This is a genomic window from Brevundimonas sp. D3-1P, from assembly GCF_055809335.1.
In genome coordinates this window covers 1,755,214-1,777,496 of the sequence record NZ_CM147908.1, presented here as the reverse complement: position 1 = coordinate 1,777,496, position 22,283 = coordinate 1,755,214, and the positions used below count along the sequence as shown (strand labels likewise).

The following is a 22,283-nucleotide window of genomic DNA, read 5'->3' as shown; positions in this document are numbered from 1 at the left end:
TAAATGCGACCTACGCGTTAGTGAGGCGGGTGCGAAATAGGTTGAAATCGACCTGTCGCGAAAAAATCGTCCAAGCCCGCTTGACAGCATGGGGGCGATCCGACCACCCTAAGGCTCAGATTTGAACCGGACCCGACCCGTGCCGCAGCGCTCGCTCATCGCCGAACTTTCGACCGTCGCAGGCCTGGCCGCGACGGCCTTCGGCATGGGCGCGATCCTCGGCGGAACCATTATCGGCGGCACGACCGGCACCACCACCATGCCCATTCGGGCGGGACGAGTTTAGCGCGCCGAACTCTGGCGACCGCAGAACCCGAACCCCGCCCGGTCCGCCAGGCGGGGTTTTTCATTTCACCCCACGCCCTTCACCAGATCCGAGAAACAGATGTCCGCCAATCTCGCCGTCGTAGAGAAATCCGAAAATCCCGACCCCAGCAGTCAGCCGGCCCCGGAGGTGGTGGTGCTGAAGTTCGGCTCGTCCATCCTGCGCGGCCCGGCCGAGGCGCCGCTGGTCGCCTCGGCCGTCTATGGCCACGTCCGGGCGGGGCGCAAGGTGGTGGCGGTGGTCTCGGCCTTCGGCGGGGCGACCGACCGGCTGCTGGCCGAGGCGCGGGCGCTGGGCCTGGCCCATTCCAACGACCTGCTGCCCGGCTATGTGGCCCTGGGCGAGGAGAAGTCGGCGGCCCTGGTCGCCATCGCCTGCGACCGGATCGGCCTGGACGCCTGCGCCCTTTCGGTGCGCGAACTGGGCATCGTGGCGGAAGGCGAGCCCGAGCATTCGCGCCCCTGCGGCCTGCGCCCCGATCATCTGAAACAGGCGCTGGACCGGCACGAGGTGGTGGTGGTTCCCGGCTTCGGGGCGGTGCGGCCGGACGGGCGGGTGGCCCTGCTGGGCCGGGGCGGCTCGGACCTGACGGCGGTGTTCCTGGCGGCCGAACTGGGACTGAAGAAGGTGCGGCTGGTCAAGGATGTGGACGGGCTCTACGACCACGATCCCAACGACCGGACGGCCCCGGCCCTGCGCTATCGCCGCGCCTCCTGGGACCTGGCGCGCAAGCTGGGCGGCGCCCTGGTGCAGCACGACGCCATCGACCTGGGCGAAAGCCGGGGCGTGGAGATCGAGGTCGCGGCCCTGGACCGGGCGGACGGCACGGTGATCGGCGCCCGGTCCGCGCCCCCCGGCCCGGCTCCCGCCCTGCCGCCGCTGAAGGTGGCGGTCGCGGGATGCGGCGTGGTGGGCGGCGGGGTTCTGGGCCGGCTGCTGGCCGACCCCCGCTACGACGTGGTCGGCGTCCTGGTGCGCGATCCGAACAAGCCGCGCGACGTGGCCTGTCCGCCGTCGCTGTTCACCGCCAGCGCCGAGGACTTGCTGTCACGCAAGCCCGACATCGTGCTGGAAGCCCTGTCCGAGGGCGAGGCGGGCCATGCGGTGATCCGCGCGGCGCTGGAGGCGGGCTGCGACGTGGCCAGCGCCAACAAACAGGCGGTCAGCCGCGACCCCGGAGGCCTGCAGGATCTGGCCAAACGGCGCGGCCGGCGGGTCTTCTGGTCGGCCTCGGTCGGCGGCGGCGCGCCCATGGTCGAAACGGTGCGCGCGGCCCGCGCAGCCGGCGAGGTGGTCGGATTCGAGGCGGTCCTGAACGGCACGGTCAACTTCATGCTGGAGCGGCTGGGCGACGGCGCCGCCTTCGCCGAGGCCCTGGCCGATGCGCGCGCGGCGGGCTTCGCGGAAGAGGACCCGTCCTCGGACCTGGAAGGGCTGGATGCGGCGGCCAAGGTCCGGCTGCTGTGCCACGAGGCGTTCGGCCGCGCGCCCGAAGGCGAGGTGTCGCGCGACGCCCTGACCGAGACGACCGTGGCCGACGGCGGGGTGCGCCAGATCGGCGCGGCCCATCTGAAGGACGGGGTCGTCACCCCCTCGGTCAGCCTGACGGCCGACCACGGCGACCCGCTGTTCTCCAGCCTGCGCGGCGAGGGCAATGCGCTGAAGGTCTATGGCGCTGACGGCCGGGTGTGGCGTTGCCGGGGGCGCGGCGCCGGGCGCTGGGCCACGACGGAAAGCATCATGGCCGACCTGGCCGAAATCGTGCGCGCGCGCCGCGCCGACGCCGGCCTGAACTAGGGTCATGGCCGTCTTCACCCCCGTCTCCCTGGCCCAGGCCCGGGCCTTTCTGGCCGGCTACGACATCGGCGAGGCGGCGTCGCTGACCGCCATCGCCGAGGGGGTGGAGAACACCAACTACCGGCTGGATACGGTTCAGGCCGGGCGGGGGCGGCGCTTCGTCCTGACCCTGTTCGAGGGGCGCACCGATGCGGCGTCGCTGCCGTTCTGCCTGGGGCTGACGGCGCATCTGGCGGGGCGGGGCTTTCCCTGCCCCATGCCCGTCGAGGACCGGGCCGGGCGATGGCTGAGGCGGCTGAACGGTCGGGCGGCCGCCGTCATCGAATGGAAGACCGGCGCCTGGCTGCGTCGCCCGTCGCCGGCCGATCAGGCGGCGGCCGGGGCGGCGCTGGCGCGGCTACATCTGGGGGCGGCGGACTTTCCCCTGAGGCGCGCCAATCCGGTGGGGCCGGCGGCCTGGCGAAGGCTGGCGGATCGCTGCGCCGAAGGCGTCGCACGGGCGTCGGATACCGACCGCGCCCTGCTGAAACAGGTGGAGGGGGCGCTGGATCGGCTAGGCGATCCGTTCGGCGCCCCCGGCCTTGGAGCCGATCTGCCGGGCGGGGCGATCCATGCCGACTATTTCCCCGACAATGTGCTGTTCGAGTCCGGGGCGATCTCGGCCGTGATCGACTTCTATTTCGGCTGCGACGGGGCCTTCGCCTACGACCTGGCCATCGCCCTGTCGGCCTGGGGGTTCGACGCCGAGGGACGGGCCGACGCCCCGGCCCTGGCGGCCTTCCAGGGCGGCTACGAGGCGGTGCGGCCGTTGGGCGCGGCCGAGCGGGCGGCCCTGCCGCGCCTGGGCGAGGCGGCGGCGCTGCGGTTCACGGTGACGCGGCTGCACGACCGCATCTTCCACGATCCGGCCAATCTGGTGACGCCCAAGGACCCGGCCGTCTTCCTGCGCCGCCTGGACCATTGGCGGGCGGTCGAGCCGGTCTGAGGGGTAAGAAAAAACGGGGTGCAGTTCGTGCAGTTCGCACAGTTTCGCGAACGCGCATCTCTTCCGTCCGTCATCCCAGGGCTTGTCCCTGGGATCCAGACTCCCGGTGTGTGGCGGCGCGTCCTGCGGAGACACCGGGCGTCTGGATCCTCGCCACAAGGGCTAGGATGACGGGATCGGGGGAGCGAGGCGCCGAAAACAGAGTCTGAATGGTGTGAATAGTGCGAAATCGGCGCTCGAGGTTCGCCGATACGCGGTCGGCCGGCGCGAAAACGAGGAGTTCGTGTCGTCCGTGTCCTTTCGTGGAGGCGTATCTCTTCTGTCCGTCATCCCAGGGCTTGTCCCTGGGATCCAGACTCCCGCTGTCTGGCGGCGCCGCGCCCTGCGGAAACACCGGGAGTCTGGATCCTCGCCACAAGGGCGAGGATGACGGGTTTTGGGGGAGGCGAGGCGCCGAAAACAGAGTCTGAATAGTGCGAATAGTGCGAAATCGACGCTCGAGGTTCGCCGATACCGCGGTCAGCCGGCGCGAAACGGGGTGGAGTTCGTGCCGTTCGTGTCATTTCGTGGAGGCGCATCTCTTCCGTCCGTCATCCTAGGGCTTGTCCCTAGGATCCAGACTCCCGGTGTCTGGCGGCGCCGCGCCCTGCGAAAACACCGGGAGTCTGGATCCTCGCCACAAGGGCGAGGATGACGGAATCGGGGGAGGCGAAGCGCCGAAAACAGAGAGTGCAATTGCCGACCGCGTCGGGGGTTCACGTTTTCAAAGACCGCGCGGGATTATGGCACGGTTTCGGAGGGCGCCAGGTCGATTGCCGTTTACGCGGGCCAAGTCGCTGAAAACCTAGAGGTTCGCTTTCAGAACTAGGGGTGCAAGCGGTTCCATTCGGGCGGGTCGAGCCGACCTATTTGCTCTCGGGCGCTCGCGCATAAAGGGTTTCGAAAAAACTCATCCGCTCGATCAGCTGGGCGTCCCCTGATTTCAAACCTTCGGATGTCAGCGCTTCAGGCGCTTCCCAAGCCAGTTGACCACAACGAAGTGGATAGACCTCCTTCACATCACGAAGATGTTGCATGATCTGTGAGGGAAACGCATCTTCAGGCAGATTGCGAGGCGGAAGGTCGGTCTCGTGTCGCACTATGCTTTCGTTTATGCGCCGGCTTATTTCAGCCTCGGGCATACCTGCCTCGGACGCTCGGCTTTCGATCTGCCTCTGCATGTCGTGTAAGGGGTCGAAGTCAACCTCATAGCCCATTCGGGCGCATCCGCTGGACACAATGAAAATTCGACCGAAACGATCGATGTCCGATGAAAGCGCATCATGGTCGCCGAGTTGCATCGCCGCAATCGTCACCAAAACTGCTAGCATTTCCATTCTCCGCGAGCGCAGGGTCGCAGCAATGGCCGCAACCCACTAAGGGGCGATAAACGTCCGCTACGGGTCGGTTTGCGACAATGCCGCTCGTCGTCATGTCGGGCTCCCACACCCCCCGCGCTGTCTTGCCGCTGGAACTGAACGGCGGTCCGGGGTTTGATGGTTCATGCGGTTACAGCCGCGCTCCCCGAGAACGAGATTTCAATCATGACCGACGAACAGATCAACGGCGCCGCTTCGCAGGTGCAGGGCAAGACGCAAAAGGGCCTGGGCAAGCTGGTCGGCGACCAGAAGCTGCAGGTCGAAGGGGCCTATAACGACGCCAAGGGCAAGTCGCTGGAAACCTTCGGCAAGGCCATGGACGCCGTGGATCGCCTGGTCGAAAAGGCCCCGGCCGATTACCGCGACAAGGCCCGCACGGTCGCCGCCGAGGCGCGCAAGCGTCCGCTGGTCACGACCCTGTCGGTCGCGGGCGCGGGCCTGTTTCTGCTCAAGGTGCTGACCGGCGGCAAGCGCCGCTGAGGTTCGGTTCAGTGGCGGCCTGAAAAGGCCGCCACGGCTTCCAGCGCCGCCTCCATCGTTCCATCGACCACCCTCAACCGCTCGGGCCGATCGCCCAGGGCGGCGATGACGTTTGCGGGCTCGGGCGCGAAGCCCAGCACCTCGGAGACGAAGGCCCCGAACTTGGACGGATGGGCGGTGGACAGGGCCACGACCGGCCCCCCGGACCGATCCTGACGACGTGCGGCGGCCAGGGCGACGGCCGTGTGCGGACAGACGACGCGGCCCCAGGTTTCATAGGCGTGGGCGATCTCGGCGCGGGTCTCGTCCTCGTCGATGGAGACGGCCGAGACCGAGGCGCGCAGGGCGGCCAGCAGCTCGGGATCGAAGGCCACGGCGCCGTCGCGGGCGAAGGTTTCGAACACCGCGCGGGTGCGGTCGGCGTCGCGGCCGGTCGCCTCGAACACCAGCCGTTCGAAGTTGGACGGCGCCTGGACGTCCATCGAGACGCTGCCGCTCTCCACCGCCGCGCGACGCGAATAAAGGCCGTCGTTCAGGGCGCGGGCCAGGGCGTCGTTCTGGTTCACCGCCGCGACGAAGCCGTTGGACGGCAGGCCCATCCTGGTCGCCGCGATCCCTGCGAAGGCGTCGCCGAAATTGCCGGTCGGCACGACGAAGGTCGCGGCCCGGCCCAACTGGGCGGTGGCGGAGACATAGTAGGGAATCTGGCCCGCCAGCCGCGCCCAGTTGATCGAATTGACCGAGGACAGGCGGCCGGTCGCGCGCAGGGCGTCCTCGGCCAGCAGGCCCTTCACCAGACGCTGGCAGTCGTCGAAATCGCCGCGCACGGCCAGGTTCAGCACATTGTCGGCCTGGACCGTGGTCATCTGTCTGCGTTGCACCGGAGAGACGCGGTCCAGCGGATGCAGCACGACCAGATCGACGGACCGGGCGCCGGCGAAGGCGCGCACGGCGGCGGCGCCGGTGTCGCCCGAGGTGGCGGTCAGTATGGTCAGGCGCTCGCCCGACGCCGACAGGGCCTCGTCCGTCAGGGCCGCGACCAGCTGCATGGCCAGGTCCTTGAAGGCGGCGGTGGGGCCGTGGAACAGCTCCAGCACGAACAGGCCCGGCTCCAGCTCGACCAGGGGCGTGACCAGCGGATGGTCGAAGCCGGCGATCAGCCGATCCAGCGCCAGGTCCAGCGCCCCGGCGGGCAGGGCGTCGCCGACGAAGGGCCCCATGGCCGCCAGGGCGATGGCCTTGTAATCGGCCGGGCCGGTCCAGGTCTCTGGCGACAGGGCGGGCCAGGCCGTCGGCATATAGAGGCCGCCGTCCGGCGCGATGCCGCGCAGCAGGGCGTCGGCGAAGTCGGTCTGGGGCGAGCGGCCCCGGGTGGAGACGTAGCGGTCGGGCGAGGTGTTCATGGCCCTGTGGTCCTAGCCAGACGAGGATGCGGCGTCACCCGGTTTCTGGACGATCTTGTCGGGTTTCGGCGGCTTGTGGTCGCGGCGGCGCACGGCGAGGGCGTGCGGGGCGCGAGGGGCGCAACTTCATTGCTCGTCTCCGGGCCTGGCGGCGGGCGATGCGACATCGCCCCGCTGGCGTCGCGGGCCGGGACGGTCCATGTCTGACGGATGAGACGACGCGATCTTCTGATCCGGCTGGGGCTGATCGCCGGGGGCGTGGGCGGGGCCTGGTGGCTGCGCGACCATGTGCTGTGGAAGGGGCCGTCGGTGGGGTTTCCGGCGTCGGGGGCGACCGGCTGGCTGCCCTATGCCGAGCCGCGCGCCAGCACGCCGACGGTTCAGGTCTCGGTCGGCGGACGGCCGGTGCGGGCCCTGATCGATTCCGGCGCGCAATATTCGGTCATCGACCGATCCCTGGTCCAGACGCTGGGGCTGACGAAGGTCTTCGACATCCCGATGGTCGCCTATGGCGTCGGCGGCCAGGCGCAGGTCGGACGGGGCGCGACGCTGGACGTGCGCATCGGCGAACCCGAGGAGCTGCGGCTGGAGGGCCTGCGCGCCGCGATCCTGGACCTGGGGCCGCTGGCCGGCGAAAAGGGGCTGGGCGCGCCCTTGATCCTGGGCCAGGACGTGCTGCGCGAACTGGTGCTGGAGCTGGATACGCGCCGGCGGCGGCTGAAGCTGGTCGCGCGCGACGGCTGGGCCCCCCCGGCGTCCCTGGCGCCCATCTCGGTGACGCGCGCGGGCAGGGCTTTGCAGGCGGCGATCACGGTGGAGGGGGCGACCGTCGATGCGGTGATCGACACCGGCGCCTCGGCCGTCCTGGCCGTGACGCGCGAGACGGCGGAGGCGGCCGGGCTGCTGGACGGGCGGGCGCGCACGCCGGGCCAGAGCATCGTCCTGGGCGGCGTCGTCGGGGCCGAGACGGTGATCGTCCGCACCCTGACCATCGGCGACGAGCTTTACCGCCAGGCGGAGGTGGCCATCTATGACGACGTCGCCGCGCCCGGCTTCCCCAAGGCCCTGGTCGGCATGGCGGCCTTCGAGGATCGCCGCCTGGCGCTGGACCTGGGCGGGCCGCGCCTGTTCGTCGAACGGCCGATGCAGATCACCGTGGGGGAATAGGCTTCACGCCCCGCTGAAGGTGTCGCAGGACGCCGGGTCGCCGGACTGATAGCCGCGTTGCAGCCATTCGACCCGCTGGGCCGAGGAGCCGTGGGTGAAGCTTTCGGGCGAGACGCGACCGCCGCTGCGCCGTTGCAGCGTATCGTCGCCGATGGCCTGGGCGGTCTTCATCCCCTCTTCGATGTCGCCGGGCTCCAGCGCCACCTGGCCGCCCGAGACGGCCGAGGCGTTCCTGGCCCAGACGCCGGCGTAGCAGTCGGCCTGAAGCTCCAGCGCGACGGAATACTGGTTGGCCTCGGCCTGGCCCCCGCCCCCGCGAGCCATGGCGCGCTGCTGGGCGCGGCGGACCTGGTCGGAGGTGCCGGTCAGGGTCTGAACGTGATGGCCGAACTCGTGGGCGATGACATAGGCGCGGGCGAAGTCGGCCCCGGAGGCCCCGAGCTGGGTCTCCATCTCCTGCCAGAAGTTCAGGTCCAGATAGACGGTCTTGTCGGTCGGGCAATAGAAGGGGCCCATGGCCGACTGGCCGTAACCGCAGCCCGTGGGCGTGCCCTGTTCGTAGATCACGACCTTGGGCGGTTGATAGCCCTGAAGCTTTTGCGCCCAGACGTCGTTGATGTTGCCGCCGATGACATCGACGAACTTGCCGGCTTCGTCGCGCGGCGTGCCGGCCTGTCCCTGTTGTTCGGTCGCGCCGACGCCGCCGAACTGACTGGCCAGTTGGGTCGTGGTGGCGGGATCAATGCCGAAGACGAAATAGCCGATCAGCGCCAGGACGCCCACGCCGATGCCGCCGCCCGCGATCGCGCCCCCGCCCATGCCGCGCCGGTCCTCGATTCCGCCGCCGCCTGTCCGTCCGCCCTGCCAGCGCATGTCGTCTCCTCCGCCCGATCCTCGTTAAGCTAGGCAGGAACGCAGGTGCAAGGGAAGGGATGCGTCAATTTGGACGATCGAGCCAGGCGTCGATCTGGCTGACGCCCCGGGCGGTTTCCTGGCGGCGCTCGGCGGCGGACTGACGCAGCGCCTGCTCCTGCTCCGGGCTATGGAGCGGGCGGGGCTGGGTTGGGGTCGGTTCGCGCGCGGCCTCGATGGCGCGCAGGCGAAGCTGGGTCTCGATCTGCTGCTGGCGGGCCTGGTCGGCGTTGGACTGGGCCCGGTCGCGCAGGCGGTCGTTCTCGTAGCGGTGCTGGTCGGCGATGGCCGCAGGAACGCCGCCGGGATAGGCTCCGTAAGGCCGGCCCGGCGCGGGATCGGTCTGGGCCAGAACGGGCGTCGCGGTCGCCGCCAGCAGGGCGGCCAGGGTCAGGATGGTTCGCATGGGGAAGATGTGGGGCCGGCGGCCGTCCGCGCCAAGCGGAGCCGCAACCCTTTGACCGACCGCGGGTTCATCGGCCCGAACCCCTTTCCAATACGGAGCATATCCCATGGCGAACACCCTTTCCGGCAAGACCGTGGCCGTTCTGGCGACCGACGGCGTCGAACTGGTCGAACTGAAAGAACCGATGAAGGCGCTGAAGGATGCGGGCGCGGTGGTCGAGATCGTGTCGCTGAAGGCCGGCGAGTTCCAGGGCTTCGACCATCTGACGCCGGGCGACAAGGTCACGGCGGACAAGGCGGTGGCGGCGGTGGACGCCGCCTCCTATTCGGCCCTGCTGCTGCCCGGCGGGGTGGCCAACCCGGACCAGTTGCGCGCCGATGCGGACGCGGTGGCCTTCGTGCGGGCCTTTTTCGACTCGGGCAAGCCGGTGGCCGCCATCTGTCACGCCCCATGGCTGCTGATCGAGGCGGGGGTGGTCGAGGGACGCACCCTGACGGCCTTCGAAAGCATCCGCACCGACCTGAAGAACGCCGGGGCCAATGTGGTGAACGAGGAGGTCGTGGTCGATCAGGGGCTTGTCACCAGCCGCTGCCCGGACGACATCCCCGCCTTCAACGCCAAAATGATCGAGGAATTCGCCGAAGGGCGGCACGACGGCCAGTCTGTCTGAGAGGACGGCCTGGAGCCGGATTGGGCCTGGACTAGGGCATGGCCCAGACCGAGGATCGCTTGATCTCCTGGTCCTCCAGCTCGCGCGTGGTCGGGACGCGGTATTCGGCCAGGAAGTCCAGGCCGGAACGCGGGAAATAGGTGCGCCCCGGATCGCCGATCAGCACCCGCGTCCCGTTCGCCCGCGCCCTGGCCAGCCAGGCCAGCACCGCCTCGGTCATCGGCCGTTCGTAGCAGATGTCCCCGGCGCAGATGACATCGACGTCCGGCGGCGCGGCCTGGAGCAGATCGGCCGCGGTGAAGTCCAGCGTCACGCCGTTGGCGAGCGCATTGGCGGCGACGGCGGCCTGGCAGAAGGGGTCGATGTCGGCGCACAGGACCTGGGCCGCCCCGGCCTTCATCGCCGCGATCCCGACCAGGCCGGAACCGGCGGCGAAGTCCAGCACCCGCCTGCCCGCCGCCTCGTGCGGATGATCCAGCACATAGCGCGCCAGGGCCTGGCCGCCCGCCCAGGCGAAGGCCCAGAACGGCGGCGGCAGGCCCATCTGGCCCAGCTCCTCCTCGGTCAGGCGCCAGATCGGGGTGATCTCGTCGGCCAGCCACAGCGCGATCTCGGGCGCATGGGGCACGGTCTGCAGCCGCGTGTTTTCGCGGATGAAGGCGGCGGGGTCGGCGATCCTCATGCCCGGCGACGGGTCGCCGTTCGGATCACGTCCAGATAGCCGGGCGACACCTCCATGCCCTGGGCCTGGGGGCGGGCGCGGAGGGCGCGGTGCAGACGCGGCAGTTTCCAGCACGGCACATGCATGAGCAGATGATGTTCGGCATGGAAGTTGACCCAGTAGGGGGCGATGAAGGCGCGCTCCCACCAGGCGGCGCGGGTGGTGCGGGCGGCGCGGAAGGGATCGACGGCCGATCCTTCGACGCAGGCGTGTTCGGCGATGTTCCTGAGCCGCGTCACCATCGGGAACCAGGTCGCCATCGGCAGCAGCCACAGGACGAAGAAGGCCCATGCGACGCCGGCGGCGACGAAGCCGGCCAGCAGGACGGCGTTGAAGACCAGGAAGGGCAGGACGGATCGGCCCGTCACCACGGCCTCGTAATCGTGGGTCGCCCCGGCCTTCGGTTCGACCTGGCGTCGCTGGGCCAGCGGCAAGAGGATGCGCTGTTTGAAGAAGGTCTGGCCGGTCAGGTCGCGGATCAGCTTGCGCCGCAGCGAGGACGGGCTGACGGGGAAGGGGGCCGACAGCATCAGGTCGGGGTCCTCGGCCTGCTGGGCGAAACGATGATGCGTCAGATGATAGGGGCGATAGGTCTTCAGGCTGGCGCCGATCGGCGTGGCGCACAGCCAATGGCCGAGAAAGTCGTTCAGGCGCGGCGATTTCGACAGCCCCCCGTGCGCCGCCTCGTGCATCAATATGGCCAGGCCCAGCTGGCGCGTGCCGACGATCATGACGCACAGCGGGATGAGCCAGGGGACCAGAACCCCCGCGACCACGGCGAAGGCGATCACCGCCCAGCAATGCGCGACCAGCAACGGCCCCGCCCAGGCCGAGCGCGTCTGGAACGGCGCCCATTCCTGGGGCGTGAACAGGAGCGACGGAGCGATGCGCGGGGCGGCGGGCATGGCGCAGTCTACCGCGGTCGGCGCGTTCGGAAAAGCAACGGATAACCGTGAGGCAGGCCTGACAAAAAGTCAGGTTGACATGACATTCGAGTGGTGTCAGGTTCTCCTTACAAACGGAGACGATCCATGCTGTCCATCTGGAACAAGGGCACGTCGGCGCACCGGCGCTATACGATCAGGACGATGGCCTTCATGATCCCCTATGCGGCGATCTGCATCGCCATGATGACGACCGACGCCTTCGACGCGGTGATGAACAAGCCGGCGGGCTGGGTGCTGGCCGCCGCGGTGTCGGCGCCCGTGATCGGCCAGATCTGGGCCACCCTGTCGCTGATGCGCGAGAGCGACGAATTCGTGCGCGGGGTGACGGCCAAACAGTTCATCCTGGCGGCCGGCCTGGCCATGGCGGTCGCGGTCTTCTGGGGTTTCGGCGAGAGTTTCGCCGGGGCGCCGCATCTGCCGGCCTGGTTGATCTATCCCCTGTTCTGGGCCCTTTACGGCGCGACCTCGCCCTTCATTCGGAGCAGTCGATGAAGAACCGGCTGAAGCTGCTGCGCGTCGAGCGCGGCTGGACCCAGGAGCAGTTGGGCCAGGCGCTGGGGGTGTCGCGCCAGGCGGTGATCGCCCTGGAGACCGAGCGGCACGACCCGTCGCTGGACCTGGCGTACCGCATCGCCGCCACCTTCGAGCGGCCGGTCGAGGACATCTTCGAGAACCCGCACGCGGGCTGAGCGAAAAGTCAGAATAACCTTACAATTGGAGATTGCCATGTCGAAGCTCCCTCACGCTTGCAGGGGCGTGCGCCCGCCTGCGCGCCTCGCCGTTTTGATCGGCGTCGTGATCGCCTGTTGCGTCGCCAACGAACCGGCGCGCGCCCAATCCCGAACGCCAGCGGTCGCCGCCGCGCCCTTCGTCTCGGACCGATTGTCGGTCGAGGTGGTCGGGGCCGGGCCGGACGTGATCCTGATCCCCGGCCTGGCCTCCTCGCGCGAGGTGTGGCGGGCGACGGCGGATCGGCTGAAGGCGACGCGCCGGGTGCATCTGGTGCAATTGGCCGGGTTCGCGGGCGAGCCGTGGACGCAGGGCGACGGGGCCTTCGTCCAGCCCGAAGTCGATGAACTGGCGCGCTATATCCGCCAGGCCGGGCTGGACCGCCCGGCGGTGATCGGCCATTCGATGGGCGGTTTGAGCGGCCTGCTGCTGGCCCAGCAGCGGCCGGACCTGGTCGGGCGGCTGATGACGGTGGACAGCCTGCCCTTCTACAGCGCCCTGTTCGGCCCGACCGCGACGGCGGAAAGCGCGCGGCCGTTCGCGGACCGGGCGGCCGCCATGATCCTAGGCGCCGATGCGGCGACCTATCGGACGCAGCAGGCGGCGACGGCCAAGGCCCTGTCGCGGACGCCGGCCGAGCAGGCGCGGATCGTCGCCTGGTCGATGGCCAGCGACCGCCACGCTGTCGCCTCGGCCATGAAGGATGTGATGACCACCGACGCCCGGCCAGGGCTTGCGGCCATGACGACGCCGGTGACGGCCCTCTACGCCTCGGACGCGGACGGCGGGGCGCCGGCGGCCGGTGCGGATGCGATTTGGGGGCGGGAGTATGCGGCCCTGCCGGGCGCGACGCTGATCCGGGTCGACGGATCGCGGCATTTCATCATGGCCGACCAGCCCGAACGATTCGCCGAACTGGTCGATGCGTTTCTGGCGGACTGACGCCGATCCTCCCCCGAGCAGCGTAGCGGAACGGGGGAGGGGGACCGCGCGAAGCGGGGTGGAGGGGACGAAAGCCGTCTCTGCGGGTTGGGTGAAAGACCGTGCGGCGTCCGCCCCCTCCCCCGCAGGCGGGGGAGGATCTTTCGAGTGTCAGCCGTTCTTCGGCGTCACGTCCCCGGCCTTGACGGGCGCGCCGTCGAACTGGTCGGCGTAGGCGGGGTTCAGCAGGGCGCGGAAGGCGCTCTGCGGCAAGGCGATCCAGTAGTAGCCGTCCGAATAGGGGCCGATCTGATACGGCCCCATCAGGAAGGTCACGCCCCCCGCCTTGCCGGGCGTCGTGCCGGGGGTCAGGAAGAAGGGGGTGGAGACGGCCTTGGGGCAGGTCCACATCTTGCCGTCCAGGGTGGCGGCCTCGGACCCCGGCGAGCGGGCCTGTTTGGCGGCGTTGGCGGCGGCGCACAGGGCCTTGTCCAGCACGGCCAGGTCTGCGCCGGGGCGGAACAGGTCGCCGAAGCCCAGCCGCTTGTTGGTCGTCTTGTCCCAGATCACCGAGGCGAAGCTGGTGTTGGGGTGGGCGCCGCCGGTGTATTCGAAATCGGTGCGGGCCAGGCTGACCAGTCTGGCGGTCTCGGCGCCCGGGGTGAAGGCGATGGACTTCTCGTAGGGATTGGAGCCGCCGCCGGCTTCGGTGAGGTCGGCCTGGGCGCCTTCCTCGAACTGTTTCAGGTCGCGCACCATGTCGGCGTAGAGGGCGGCGTGCAGGACCGGCGTCGCCTTGACCGTCTGCGGCAGGGTCAGTTTGACGTCGGCGTAGGGGGTCTTGCTCTCGTAGCCGACCGGGGTGGCGTCCGCCGCGACAGCCGGGGCGGGGGCCGGCGCCGGGGCGGGGGCCTTCTCCTCGCGGCGCTGGCAGGCGGCCAACGAGGCCGAAAGGGTCGCGGCGACGGCGACGGACAGCAGCAGGATGCGGGGGGCGGAGGTCATGACAGGTTCCTTCACAGACCGATGGATCCGAGGGCGATGGCGGCCAGCAGGACAAGGCCGGCCTCGCGGTTTGACTTGAACAGTTTCAGCGCCAGGGCGCCGTCGTCGCGGTCGATGCGGCCGACCTGCCGCGCCAGGTGGGCGGCGTAGGCGGCCAGGCCGATCCAGAACGGAAGACCCAGCCCGGCGACCGCCCCGGCGAGGGCGGCGAACAGGACGGCCAGGCCGTAGAAGACCGCGACGCCGGGCCTGACGGCCGAGGCCAGGCGCCGCGCCGACGACTTCACCCCGATCATGGCGTCGTCCTCGATGTCTTGCAGGGCGTAGATCGTGTCGTAGCCCAGGGTCCAGAACACGCCGCCGATCCACAGCAGGACGGCGGGGACATAGGCCTGCCAGGCCAGGGCGACGGCATGGCCGCTGTCGCTGGCGGGCGACCACAGGAAGGGCCGGAACTCCCCGGCGATGTCGGCGGGCAGCAGCAGCGCGGCGGCCGCCAGGGGCAGGGCGGCGGCGAACCCCATCAGCGCCCCCCAGTTGAAGGTCAGGCCCAGCCACGCCTGCGGCCACCAGGTGATCCGCTTCATGAAGGGATAGGCCGCGACCAGGGCCAGCGACCCGACGCCCAGCAGGATGGCGACGGTCGGCAGGGTCAGAAGGATCGTCAGGCTGATCAGGCTGCACGCCACGACGAAGGCCCAGGCCTGTCTGACGCTGATCCGGCCCGACGGAATGGGGCGCTGGGCCGTGCGGGCGACCTGGGCGTCGAAGTCGCGGTCGACGATGTCGTTGAAGGCGCAGCCCGCCGCCCGCATCAGGCACGCCCCGATCCCGAAGCCGACGAACAGCCACAGGTCATAGAGGCCCGGCGCCTGACGATACTGAGCCAAAGCGAGCGCGATCCCTTGCCAGCCGGGCAGCAGCAGCAGCCAGATGCCGATGGGCCGGTCGAACCGCCCCAGCTTCAGCCACGGCTTCAGCGCCTCCGGCGCATGACGGTCCACCCAATTGGCGCCGGCGTCGGGAAGGGGGGCGGAGGTCATGGCGGTGACTTAGCGGTTATGGCGCGGGGGGTGAAGGGCGGCCCGCTCTTTCGTCATCCTCCGGGAAGCCCCTTTCGGCCCCTAAGGGTGACGAAAAAGGGGGGCTGGTTCGACCATCCCCCCCTTATGGTTTTCAACTGTCGGCCGATCAGTCCCGATAGATCTCGCCCGAGCCGGAGACGCGGCTGTTCAGATTGGCGGGGCGGGCGGACAGGGTGACGTCGCCCGAGCCGTCGATGTCGACGTCGACCTGGCCGGTGGCGGCGATGTCGGCGCCGCCCGAGCCGGCGATGTCCACCTTGGCGTCCCTGGCCGCCAGGCCGGCGAGATCGGCGTCGCCCGAACCGTTGATGGTCAGGTCCAGGGCCTCGACGCGGCCCGACGCCCTGACGTCCGCCGAGCCGGAAATGTCCAGCGTCAGCGACGGCTGGTCGAAGGCGCTGATGGACAGATCGCCCGATCCGTTGGAGACGAAGCGGCGCACGTTGGGGGCCGTGACGACCACCTTCAGTTCGTCGCGCTCGGTGCGGGCCGAGAAGTCGCCCCGGTTCCAGCCGAAGACGACCCGTTCGTCACCTTCCCCCAGACGGATATGGCCGTCCTCGATCCGCACCCGGTCGGCCAGGGCCTTGGGTCCGGTGACGACGACGGAGTTGGCGTCGCCCTGGACATATTCGACATCGACGCTGGAATCGACGGTCAGGGTTTCGCCTCCGGTCCAGGCCAGGGTGCGGGTGGTCAAGGGGCCGAGGTCGTCGGTCCCGCCCTTGACGCGCTCTATGCGGACGGTCTCGCCGTCGTCGTCCTTGAAGGTCCAGGCCCAGCCGTGGCGCTGGAGGTCCTGGCCGCCGATGGCGATGGCCCCGCCGACCGTGACCAGGCACAGCACCAGGGCGGCGCCGGCGATGATGAACAGGGTGCGGATCATGCCGAAACTCCCGAGGTTGAGTTGGTGGCGCCCGCGTCGGCCGGCGTCGGCTCCAGAGCGGGCTTGAGCAGCCGGTAGTGCAGGCGGGCGAACCAGACCACGCCGTTGACCAGCCAGATGGTGAAGATGGTGAGCAGGGCGCCGATGAAGACGGCGCCGGCCATCAGGCCCAGCCCCATCAGGATCGCCGCGAACGGTCCGCCGGGGAAGCCCGCGAAGGGTCCGGCGACCATGATCACCCCGCCGCAGACGAACAGGGCGATGGCGGCGATGAAGAAGCCGAACACGGTCCCCACCACCCCCATCAGCAGGGGCAGCAGGATCAATATGTCCAGCGCGCCCAAGCCCAGAACCGCGAAGATGGCGGCGGCGGCGGCGGAGGGGTTCTTCTCCTGGCGCCAGCGCTGGATGCCGGCCTCGGCCTTCAGCTCGCGGGCCAGCCGGACCGGATCGCCCAGCGCCGCCGCGACCTCGGCCTCGGTGCGGCCGGCGGCCAGGCCGTCGTCGAAATGGGTCTGATAGTCGGCCAGTATGTCGTTGGCCGCAGCGGTCGGCAGGCCGACCAGCCCGTCCTTCAGGCGATTGATGAACTCGGCGCGCGTCATTGGGCGGCTCCCTGATCGGCGTCGTTCGCCACGATGGCGTCGACGGCCTTGGTGAAGGCGGACCATTCGGCGGTCTGGGCGGCCAGGGCCGCGCGACCCGCCTCGGTCAGGCGATAGTATTTGCGCGAGGGACCGGCGGAGGATTCGACCAGATAGGTCTCGACCTGGCCCTCCGACTGCATCCGCCGCATCAGGGGGTAGATGGTGCCTTCCCCCATGTCGATCGCGTCCGACAGGCGGCTGGCGATCTCGTAGGCGTAGCTGTCCGCCCGGCTCAGAAGCGCCAGGACGCATAGGCCCAGCACCCCCTTCTTCAGCTGTATCTCGATGGTTTCAGGCACCGCGATGTCTCCTGTGTGCGAGAGATCGAATACGGCAAGGTATCTGTCGTTGCAAGGTAGCTGTCGAAACATGACAGCGATTTAATCGAGACCGTCCGACGGCCGATCCTGGGCGGCTTTGCGGCGAGGGCCCGTTGTTCGCTTGGCAAGCCGAGGGCGATCCGATAGGTCAAAAAGATCGCCGGGCGTGGAAATCGCGCCAGTGTGATTACTTGCGAACCATTCGCAAGTGTCTGCTGCAGAACGGTTTTATGGGGAAGACTCCGATGGGGAAGGGCAATCGCGCCCGGAGAACGCTGGGGGGGACCGCCGCCTCCATCGCTCTGGGGGGCGGGCTGACGGCCGGGCTGGCGATCTTCGCCGCCGCGCCGGCCTGGGCGCAGGATCTGATGGGACAGCCGACGCCGGGGGGCATCGGCCTGCAGCCGGCCGCCGCGCCGCTGAAGCACGACGCGCACTTCTTTCATGACGTGATCCTGCTGCCGATCATCACCGGCATCACCCTCCTGGTTCTGGGCCTGCTGGCGTGGATCGTGTTCCGCTACAACAAGAAGGCCAATCCGACGCCCGCGCGCTGGAGCCACAACACCACCGTCGAGATCGTCTGGACCGTGGCGCCGGTGCTGATCCTGGCCTTCATCGCCCTGTTCTCGTTCCGCCTGCTGTTCGCCTATCACGACATGCCCAAGCCGGACCTGACGGTGAAGGTCACGGGCAACCAGTGGAACTGGGCCTATGAATATCCCGATCAGGGCGTGGCCGAATACATCTCCAACATGCTGCCCGAGGACGAGGCCAGGGCGCGGGGCGTGCCCTATCGCCTGGCGGCGACCGAACCGATGGTCGTGCCGGTGGGCAAGACGGTGCAGCTGGTCATCACCGCCTCGGATGTGATCCACGCCGTGGCCCTGCCGGCCTTCGGCCTGAAGACCGACGCGGTGCCGGGACGGATCAACACCACCTGGTTCACGGCCGAGCGCACCGGCGTCTTCTACGGCCAGTGCTCGGAGCTGTGCGGGGTCGACCACGCCTTCATGCCGATCGAGATCCGGGTCGTGACCCAGGCCCAGTTCGAGCAGTGGATCGCCTCGAAGGGCGGCTCGATGACGCCCAGGGTCGAGACGCCCGCCACGCCCGTCGCCGCGCCCGCCGCCGCGCCCGCCGAAGGCGAGGCGGCGCCCGCGCAGGCCGCCGCCCCGACCGCCCAACCCGATCCCGCCGCGGCGCCCGCCGCGCCGGCCGCCCAGTAAGAGGCGCGCATCATGGCTGACGCTACCCTGACCCGCGACGCGACCCACATCGGTCACGCCCATGAAGACCATCGCCACGACCACAAGCCGGGCTTCTTCACCCGCTGGTTCCTGTCCACCAACCACAAGGACATCGGCACCCTGTACCTGTTGTTCGCCATCATGGCGGGCGTCGTCGGCGGCGCCCTGTCGGGCCTGATCCGCTGGGAACTGGCCGAGCCGGGCATCCAGATCTTCAAGGAAGGCTCGTCGATCCAGCTGCTGGGCCTCGTGGAGCAGTCCAAGCACGGCTACAACGCCGTGGTCACGGCCCACGCCCTGATCATGATCTTCTTCATGGTCATGCCCGCCATGATCGGCGGCTTCGGCAACTGGTTCGTGCCGATCATGATCGGGGCGCCGGACATGGCCTTCCCGCGCATGAACAACATCTCCTTCTGGCTGCTGGTCGCGGCCTGGTGCCTGCTGATTCTGTCGATGTTCACGGACGGCGGGCCGGGCAAGGGCTTCGGCGGCGGCTGGACGGCCTATCCGCCGCTGTCGACCACGGGCCACGTCGGTCCCGCCTTCGACCTGGCCATCTTCGCCCTGCACGTGGCGGGCGCCAGTTCGATCCTGGGCGCGATCAACTTCATCACCACCATCCTGAACATGCGCGCGCCGGGCATGACGCTGCACCGGATGCCGCTGTTCGCCTGGTCGGTGCTGATCACCGCCTTCCTGCTGCTGCTGAGCCTGCCCGTCCTGGCCGGCGCCATCACCATGCTGCTGACCGACCGCAACTTCCACACCCACTTCTTCGACCCGGCGGGCGGCGGCGACCCGATCATGTACCAGCACCTGTTCTGGTTCTTCGGCCACCCGGAAGTGTACATCCTGATCCTGCCGGGCTTCGGCATCATCAGCCACATCGTCTCGACCTTCAGCCGCAAACCGGTGTTCGGATACCTGGCCATGGCCTACGCCATGGTGGCCATCGGCTTCGTCGGCTTCATCGTCTGGGCCCACCACATGTACACGGTGGGCATGAGCATCAATCTGCGCGCCTATTTCATCGCCGCCACCATGATCATCGCGGTGCCGACGGGCGTGAAGATCTTCAGCTGGATCGCCACCATGTGGGGCGGGTCCATCAGCTTCAAGACGCCCATGCTGTGGGCGATCGGCTTCATCTTCCTGTTCACCGTCGGCGGCGTGACCGGCGTGGTCCTGTCGAACGCCGGCATCGACTACAGCCTGCACGACACCTATTACGTGGTGGCCCACTTCCACTACGTCCTGTCGCTGGGCGCCGTCTTCGCCATCTTCGCGGGCTTCTACTACTGGTTCGAGAAGATGTTCGGGGTGAAGTACAACGAGTTCCTGGGCGCGCTGCACTTCTGGATCATGTTCGTGGGCGTGAACCTGATCTTCTTCCCGCAGCATTTCCTGGGCCTGCAGGGGATGCCGCGCCGCTACATCGACTATCCCGACGCCTTCACCCTGTGGAACCACGTTTCGTCCTGGGGCTATGTCATCACCATCGTCGGCGTGGCCGTCTTCCTGATCATGCTGCTGGAAGCCGCCGTTCGTCGCCGCCCGGGCGTGGCCAATCCGTGGGGCGAGGGCGCCACGACCCTGGAGTGGACCCTGTCCTCGCCGCCGCCGACCCACCAGTTCAACGAACTGCCGGTGGTCAAGGGCGACGAACACTGATCGCCATCCGGCGAAGCCGAGACCAGCGGGCCGCGCTTTCCGTCGGAAGGGGCGGCCTTCCGCTTATCAGTGTGCTATTGCGGCCCGCACCGATGACCAAAGTCCAGACGCCCCCCGCCATCTCGACCGCCCAGCCGGAGGACTTCTTCCAGCTGTTGAAGCCCCGCGTGATGTCGCTGGTGGTGTTCACCGCCGCGACCGGCCTGGTCGTCGCCCCGGGATCGGTCAATCCGCTGGTCGCCGCCATCGCCATACTGTGCATCGCCGTGGGGGCGGGCGCGGCCGGCGCCCTGAACATGGCGCTGGAGGGCGAGACCGACGCCCTGATGCGGCGCACGCGCGGCCGGCCGGTCGCGGCGGGGCGGGTCAGGAAGAACGACGCCATGGCCTTCGGCGTGATCCTGAGCCTGTTCTCGGTCATGCTGCTGGGGATGAACGCCAACTGGCTGGCCGCGGGCCTGCTGGCGATGACCATCGTCTATTACGCCGGCTTCTACACCCTGCTGCTGAAACGCAGGACGCCGCAGAACATCGTCATCGGCGGGGCGGCGGGCGCCTTTCCCCCCGTGATCGGCTGGGCGGCGGCGACGGGCCAGGCGCCGTGGCAGGCCTGGCTGCTGTTCGCCATCATCTTCCTGTGGACCCCGCCGCACAGCTGGGCCCTGGCGCTGTATTCGGCCGGCGACTACGCCAAGGCCGGCATTCCGATGATGCCGGTGGCGCGCGGCGCGCGGTCCACCCGGCTGCAGATCCTGATCTACAGCCTGATCTTCGTGCCGACGGCTGTCGCCCCGGCCCTGGTCGGGGTGGGAGGTCTGATCTATCTGGTCGTGTCGGTCGCGGGCGGTCTGGGCTTTCTGGGGCTGGCGTGGCGGCTGTTCCGCTCGCGCGCGGGCGACGAGCCGGACAAGGCCGACGCCGTGGGACGCGAGGCCGCATTGTATGACGTCAAGGCCCAGGCCAAACCGGCGCGGGACCTGTTCGCCTTCTCCATCCTTTATCTGATGGCCCTGTTCTCGGCCCTGCTGGTCGAGGCCCTGGCCGGCCTGGGAGCGTAGCCATGCGTCTGACCCCCGAGGAGCTGCGCGCGCGCAAGCGTCGCAACGTCTGGATCGCCAGCGCCCTGGTCGCCTTCATCGTCCTGGTGTTCGCCACCACGGTGCTGCGCCTGCAACAGAACCAGGCGGCCGAGCGGGCGCTGGAGCGGTCGGTGGAGACCAGCCGGCCATGAAGGCGGACCGCAAGAACCTGATCGCCATCGTCTGCGTGCTGGGCGTCATGGGCATGACGGGCGCGGCCTTCGCGGCGGTGCCGCTTTATCGGATGTTCTGCCAGGTCACGGGCTTCGACGGCACGGTGCGCAAGGCCGAAAAGGCGCCCGACCAGGTGCTGGACCAGACGGTGCTGGTGCGGTTCGACACCAATGTCCGCGGTCTGCCCATGACCTTCAAGGCCGAACAGGCGACCCAGCGGGTCAGGATCGGCCAGACGGGCCTGGCCTATTTCGACGTGACCAACACCTCGGACCGGCCGATCCAGGTGCGGGCGGGCTACAATGTGGCGCCCGAATATACGGGGCCGTATTTCCAGAAGCTGCAATGCTTCTGCTTCACCGACCAGACCCTGGCGGCGGGCGAGACGCGCCAATTCCCGGTGCAGTATTTCATCGCCCCCGAATTGGCCACCGACCGCGAGGCGCGGGGCGCGCGCGAGATCACGCTCAGCTACACCTTCTATCCGTCCGTCGACGCGCCGACGGCCTGACGGAGACGGGATTTGCGCGGACTGGACTTCACTTCCTGGCACAGTCTGCTGATCACCCTGATCGGCCTGGCGCTGGTGACGCTGATCGGCATGGGCATCCGGCTGGTGATGATGTTCACCATCCAGCAGCGGCGCGAGCGGACGAACCGCCAGATCAACGAGCGGCTGAAGACCCTGATCGCGGCCTATAAGGTGCTGGGCGGCTCCTTCACCGGGGACCTGAGCGTCGATCCCGCCCACAAGCGCGACCTGGTCGCCCGCAGCGCGCCTGACGGGCGGGGGGCGCTGGATCCGAGCGCGGAGGCGGCGGGCGGATCGGACCGCGCCCGGCGCATCCGCGACGCGGTGGAGGGCTGTCTGGCCGACATCATCCTGCTGGGCACCGAGGACCAGGTGCGTCTGGCGCAGCAGGCGGCGCGAGACCTGGCGGCGGGCCGGCCCGTGCAGACGCATGAACTGGTGGTCTCGCTGCGCGACTTCATTCGCAAGGCCCTGGACCTGGCGCCCGTTCCGACCGGGCCGGACATTCCGCTCCAAGGCCCCGCCCGGCCCGCCTCGGGCGGCGCGCGCGGCGGCGGGGCGGGCGGGGCGGGCCGAGGCGCCGGGGGCGGCGGCGGCGGCATGGGCGGCGGCATGGGCGGCGCAATGACCGGCGGCGGCGTCGACCCGGCCGACGACGGGGCCGCTCCGCCTCCACGCCAGGGCTGACGACGGGGGTCGGAACAAGGCGGAAAAGCGGCGTGGCTCTGTTGTCGGCCCGCTGCGAAGTCT

General features: G+C 69.2%; 26 protein-coding genes. 15 read left to right on the top strand and 11 right to left on the bottom strand.

Annotated features, from left to right (window positions below; translation table 11 throughout):
• The first annotated feature begins 121 nt into the window (after positions 1–121).
• The 3 genes from AC0L6G_RS09075 to thrB all read left to right on the top strand — a co-directional run bounded on the left by AC0L6G_RS09075 (position 122) and on the right by thrB (position 3,107).
• Positions 122–286, top strand: a complete 165-nt coding sequence (locus AC0L6G_RS09075) for a hypothetical protein (RefSeq protein ID WP_473251961.1) — start codon at positions 122–124, stop codon at positions 284–286.
• 99 nt (positions 287–385) lie between these two features.
• Positions 386–2,122 (top strand): amino acid kinase family protein, encoded by a 1,737-nt coding sequence (locus AC0L6G_RS09070; protein WP_473251960.1) that lies wholly within the window; start codon positions 386–388, stop codon positions 2,120–2,122.
• Between the two features lie 4 nt (positions 2,123–2,126).
• Positions 2,127–3,107 carry a homoserine kinase gene (thrB, locus tag AC0L6G_RS09065; RefSeq protein WP_473251959.1) on the top strand — a complete coding sequence of 327 codons (981 nt, stop codon included), beginning with the start codon at positions 2,127–2,129 and terminating at the stop codon, positions 3,105–3,107.
• 905 nt (positions 3,108–4,012) lie between these two features.
• Here the strand turns inward: thrB and AC0L6G_RS09060 are convergent.
• Positions 4,013–4,477: a hypothetical protein gene (locus AC0L6G_RS09060; protein ID WP_473251958.1), complete on the bottom strand. Its 465-nt coding sequence runs from the start codon at positions 4,475–4,477 to the stop codon at positions 4,013–4,015.
• A 213-nt stretch (positions 4,478–4,690) separates the two neighbouring features.
• Here AC0L6G_RS09060 and AC0L6G_RS09055 point away from each other — a divergent pair, with 213 nt between their 5' ends.
• Positions 4,691–5,005, top strand: coding sequence for a CsbD family protein (locus AC0L6G_RS09055; protein ID WP_291536631.1), 315 nt, complete (start codon positions 4,691–4,693; stop codon positions 5,003–5,005).
• Between the two features lie 8 nt (positions 5,006–5,013).
• Here the strand turns inward: AC0L6G_RS09055 and thrC are convergent, their stop codons facing one another.
• The gene (gene thrC, locus AC0L6G_RS09050; RefSeq protein ID WP_473251957.1) at positions 5,014–6,408 is read right to left on the bottom strand and encodes a threonine synthase; all 1,395 of its coding nucleotides are present in this window, start codon (positions 6,406–6,408) and stop codon (positions 5,014–5,016) included.
• A gap of 210 nt (positions 6,409–6,618) precedes the next feature.
• Between thrC and AC0L6G_RS09045 the strand changes: the two genes are divergently transcribed.
• Positions 6,619–7,575, top strand: coding sequence for a retropepsin-like aspartic protease (locus tag AC0L6G_RS09045; protein WP_473251956.1), 957 nt, complete (start codon positions 6,619–6,621; stop codon positions 7,573–7,575).
• A gap of 3 nt (positions 7,576–7,578) precedes the next feature.
• On the opposite strand, the gene ypfJ is transcribed toward AC0L6G_RS09045, so the two are convergent.
• Together ypfJ and AC0L6G_RS09035 are read right to left on the bottom strand one after the other, a co-directional pair.
• Positions 7,579–8,448, bottom strand: coding sequence for a KPN_02809 family neutral zinc metallopeptidase (gene ypfJ / locus AC0L6G_RS09040; protein WP_473251955.1), 870 nt, complete (start codon positions 8,446–8,448; stop codon positions 7,579–7,581).
• Between the two features lie 64 nt (positions 8,449–8,512).
• Entirely contained in the window at positions 8,513–8,893 is a 381-nt protein-coding gene (locus AC0L6G_RS09035) for a hypothetical protein (protein ID WP_473251954.1), read from the bottom strand.
• Between the two features lie 106 nt (positions 8,894–8,999).
• On the opposite strand from AC0L6G_RS09035, the gene AC0L6G_RS09030 reads away from it, so the two are divergent.
• Complete coding sequence (locus tag AC0L6G_RS09030) at positions 9,000–9,563, top strand: type 1 glutamine amidotransferase domain-containing protein (RefSeq protein ID WP_473251953.1); 564 nt, start codon at positions 9,000–9,002, stop codon at positions 9,561–9,563.
• A gap of 31 nt (positions 9,564–9,594) precedes the next feature.
• On the opposite strand, the gene AC0L6G_RS09025 is transcribed toward AC0L6G_RS09030, so the two are convergent.
• Positions 9,595–10,245 (bottom strand): class I SAM-dependent methyltransferase, encoded by a 651-nt coding sequence (locus AC0L6G_RS09025; RefSeq protein ID WP_473251952.1) that lies wholly within the window; start codon positions 10,243–10,245, stop codon positions 9,595–9,597.
• Positions 10,242–11,189 (bottom strand): fatty acid desaturase family protein, encoded by a 948-nt coding sequence (locus AC0L6G_RS09020; RefSeq protein ID WP_473251951.1) that lies wholly within the window; start codon positions 11,187–11,189, stop codon positions 10,242–10,244. Before AC0L6G_RS09020 ends, AC0L6G_RS09025 begins: the two co-directional genes overlap by 4 nt.
• Positions 11,190–11,315: 126 nt before the next feature.
• On the opposite strand from AC0L6G_RS09020, the gene AC0L6G_RS09015 reads away from it, so the two are divergent.
• From AC0L6G_RS09015 to AC0L6G_RS09005, 3 genes are read left to right on the top strand one after another with little or no spacing between them, the layout of a single operon-like run.
• Complete coding sequence (locus AC0L6G_RS09015; protein ID WP_473251950.1) at positions 11,316–11,723, top strand: hypothetical protein; 408 nt, start codon at positions 11,316–11,318, stop codon at positions 11,721–11,723.
• On the top strand, positions 11,720–11,920 hold the full coding sequence (locus AC0L6G_RS09010) for a helix-turn-helix transcriptional regulator (protein WP_473251949.1): 201 nt from the start codon (positions 11,720–11,722) through the stop codon (positions 11,918–11,920). The genes AC0L6G_RS09015 and AC0L6G_RS09010 overlap by 4 nt, the downstream gene beginning before the upstream one ends.
• Positions 11,921–11,957: 37 nt before the next feature.
• The gene (locus AC0L6G_RS09005) at positions 11,958–12,902 is read left to right on the top strand and encodes an alpha/beta fold hydrolase (RefSeq protein WP_473251948.1); all 945 of its coding nucleotides are present in this window, start codon (positions 11,958–11,960) and stop codon (positions 12,900–12,902) included.
• A 150-nt stretch (positions 12,903–13,052) separates the two neighbouring features.
• Here AC0L6G_RS09005 and AC0L6G_RS09000 read toward each other — a convergent pair whose 3' ends face one another.
• The 5 genes from AC0L6G_RS09000 to AC0L6G_RS08980 all read right to left on the bottom strand — a co-directional run bounded on the left by AC0L6G_RS09000 (position 13,053) and on the right by AC0L6G_RS08980 (position 16,803).
• Positions 13,053–13,886, bottom strand: a complete 834-nt coding sequence (locus AC0L6G_RS09000; protein WP_473251947.1) for a DUF3298 and DUF4163 domain-containing protein — start codon at positions 13,884–13,886, stop codon at positions 13,053–13,055.
• An 11-nt stretch (positions 13,887–13,897) separates the two neighbouring features.
• Entirely contained in the window at positions 13,898–14,929 is a 1,032-nt protein-coding gene (locus AC0L6G_RS08995) for a UbiA family prenyltransferase (protein WP_473251946.1), read from the bottom strand.
• A 148-nt stretch (positions 14,930–15,077) separates the two neighbouring features.
• Positions 15,078–15,857: a GIN domain-containing protein gene (locus AC0L6G_RS08990; protein ID WP_473251945.1), complete on the bottom strand. Its 780-nt coding sequence runs from the start codon at positions 15,855–15,857 to the stop codon at positions 15,078–15,080.
• Positions 15,854–16,462: a DUF1700 domain-containing protein gene (locus AC0L6G_RS08985; RefSeq protein ID WP_291536607.1), complete on the bottom strand. Its 609-nt coding sequence runs from the start codon at positions 16,460–16,462 to the stop codon at positions 15,854–15,856. The genes AC0L6G_RS08990 and AC0L6G_RS08985 overlap by 4 nt, the downstream gene beginning before the upstream one ends.
• Complete coding sequence (locus AC0L6G_RS08980) at positions 16,459–16,803, bottom strand: PadR family transcriptional regulator (protein WP_087120506.1); 345 nt, start codon at positions 16,801–16,803, stop codon at positions 16,459–16,461. Before AC0L6G_RS08980 ends, AC0L6G_RS08985 begins: the two co-directional genes overlap by 4 nt.
• A 266-nt stretch (positions 16,804–17,069) precedes the next feature.
• Here AC0L6G_RS08980 and coxB point away from each other — a divergent pair, with 266 nt between their 5' ends.
• The 6 genes from coxB to AC0L6G_RS08950 all read left to right on the top strand — a co-directional run bounded on the left by coxB (position 17,070) and on the right by AC0L6G_RS08950 (position 22,220).
• Positions 17,070–18,053, top strand: coding sequence for a cytochrome c oxidase subunit II (gene coxB, locus AC0L6G_RS08975; protein WP_291536604.1), 984 nt, complete (start codon positions 17,070–17,072; stop codon positions 18,051–18,053).
• A gap of 12 nt (positions 18,054–18,065) precedes the next feature.
• A complete protein-coding gene (gene ctaD / locus AC0L6G_RS08970; protein WP_293828562.1) occupies positions 18,066–19,748 on the top strand; it encodes a cytochrome c oxidase subunit I in 1,683 nt (560 codons plus the stop codon).
• Positions 19,749–19,840: 92 nt separating this feature from the next.
• Positions 19,841–20,806 carry a heme o synthase gene (gene cyoE / locus AC0L6G_RS08965; protein WP_291536600.1) on the top strand — a complete coding sequence of 322 codons (966 nt, stop codon included), beginning with the start codon at positions 19,841–19,843 and terminating at the stop codon, positions 20,804–20,806.
• Positions 20,807–20,808: 2 nt separating this feature from the next.
• Complete coding sequence (locus AC0L6G_RS08960) at positions 20,809–20,979, top strand: hypothetical protein (RefSeq protein WP_293828563.1); 171 nt, start codon at positions 20,809–20,811, stop codon at positions 20,977–20,979.
• The gene (locus AC0L6G_RS08955; RefSeq protein WP_473251944.1) at positions 20,976–21,512 is read left to right on the top strand and encodes a cytochrome c oxidase assembly protein; all 537 of its coding nucleotides are present in this window, start codon (positions 20,976–20,978) and stop codon (positions 21,510–21,512) included. The genes AC0L6G_RS08960 and AC0L6G_RS08955 overlap by 4 nt, the downstream gene beginning before the upstream one ends.
• Before the next feature lie 12 nt (positions 21,513–21,524).
• Positions 21,525–22,220: a hypothetical protein gene (locus AC0L6G_RS08950; protein ID WP_473251943.1), complete on the top strand. Its 696-nt coding sequence runs from the start codon at positions 21,525–21,527 to the stop codon at positions 22,218–22,220.
• The last annotated feature ends 63 nt before the right edge of the window (positions 22,221–22,283 follow it).

Coding starts and splice junctions, on each gene's coding strand:
- AC0L6G_RS09070 (WP_473251960.1), top strand. CDS start 386: ATGTCCGCCAATCTCGCCGTCGTAGAGAAATCCGAAAATCCCGACCCC.
- thrB (WP_473251959.1), top strand. CDS start 2,127: ATGGCCGTCTTCACCCCCGTCTCCCTGGCCCAGGCCCGGGCCTTTCTG.
- AC0L6G_RS09060 (WP_473251958.1), bottom strand. CDS start 4,477: ATGCTAGCAGTTTTGGTGACGATTGCGGCGATGCAACTCGGCGACCAT.
- AC0L6G_RS09055 (WP_291536631.1), top strand. CDS start 4,691: ATGACCGACGAACAGATCAACGGCGCCGCTTCGCAGGTGCAGGGCAAG.
- thrC (WP_473251957.1), bottom strand. CDS start 6,408: ATGAACACCTCGCCCGACCGCTACGTCTCCACCCGGGGCCGCTCGCCC.
- AC0L6G_RS09045 (WP_473251956.1), top strand. CDS start 6,619: ATGAGACGACGCGATCTTCTGATCCGGCTGGGGCTGATCGCCGGGGGC.
- ypfJ (WP_473251955.1), bottom strand. CDS start 8,448: ATGCGCTGGCAGGGCGGACGGACAGGCGGCGGCGGAATCGAGGACCGG.
- AC0L6G_RS09035 (WP_473251954.1), bottom strand. CDS start 8,893: ATGCGAACCATCCTGACCCTGGCCGCCCTGCTGGCGGCGACCGCGACG.
- AC0L6G_RS09030 (WP_473251953.1), top strand. CDS start 9,000: ATGGCGAACACCCTTTCCGGCAAGACCGTGGCCGTTCTGGCGACCGAC.
- AC0L6G_RS09025 (WP_473251952.1), bottom strand. CDS start 10,245: ATGAGGATCGCCGACCCCGCCGCCTTCATCCGCGAAAACACGCGGCTG.
- AC0L6G_RS09020 (WP_473251951.1), bottom strand. CDS start 11,189: ATGCCCGCCGCCCCGCGCATCGCTCCGTCGCTCCTGTTCACGCCCCAG.
- AC0L6G_RS09015 (WP_473251950.1), top strand. CDS start 11,316: ATGCTGTCCATCTGGAACAAGGGCACGTCGGCGCACCGGCGCTATACG.
- AC0L6G_RS09010 (WP_473251949.1), top strand. CDS start 11,720: ATGAAGAACCGGCTGAAGCTGCTGCGCGTCGAGCGCGGCTGGACCCAG.
- AC0L6G_RS09005 (WP_473251948.1), top strand. CDS start 11,958: ATGTCGAAGCTCCCTCACGCTTGCAGGGGCGTGCGCCCGCCTGCGCGC.
- AC0L6G_RS09000 (WP_473251947.1), bottom strand. CDS start 13,886: ATGACCTCCGCCCCCCGCATCCTGCTGCTGTCCGTCGCCGTCGCCGCG.
- AC0L6G_RS08995 (WP_473251946.1), bottom strand. CDS start 14,929: ATGACCTCCGCCCCCCTTCCCGACGCCGGCGCCAATTGGGTGGACCGT.
- AC0L6G_RS08990 (WP_473251945.1), bottom strand. CDS start 15,857: ATGATCCGCACCCTGTTCATCATCGCCGGCGCCGCCCTGGTGCTGTGC.
- AC0L6G_RS08985 (WP_291536607.1), bottom strand. CDS start 16,462: ATGACGCGCGCCGAGTTCATCAATCGCCTGAAGGACGGGCTGGTCGGC.
- coxB (WP_291536604.1), top strand. CDS start 17,070: ATGGGGAAGGGCAATCGCGCCCGGAGAACGCTGGGGGGGACCGCCGCC.
- ctaD (WP_293828562.1), top strand. CDS start 18,066: ATGGCTGACGCTACCCTGACCCGCGACGCGACCCACATCGGTCACGCC.
- cyoE (WP_291536600.1), top strand. CDS start 19,841: ATGACCAAAGTCCAGACGCCCCCCGCCATCTCGACCGCCCAGCCGGAG.
- AC0L6G_RS08960 (WP_293828563.1), top strand. CDS start 20,809: ATGCGTCTGACCCCCGAGGAGCTGCGCGCGCGCAAGCGTCGCAACGTC.
- AC0L6G_RS08955 (WP_473251944.1), top strand. CDS start 20,976: ATGAAGGCGGACCGCAAGAACCTGATCGCCATCGTCTGCGTGCTGGGC.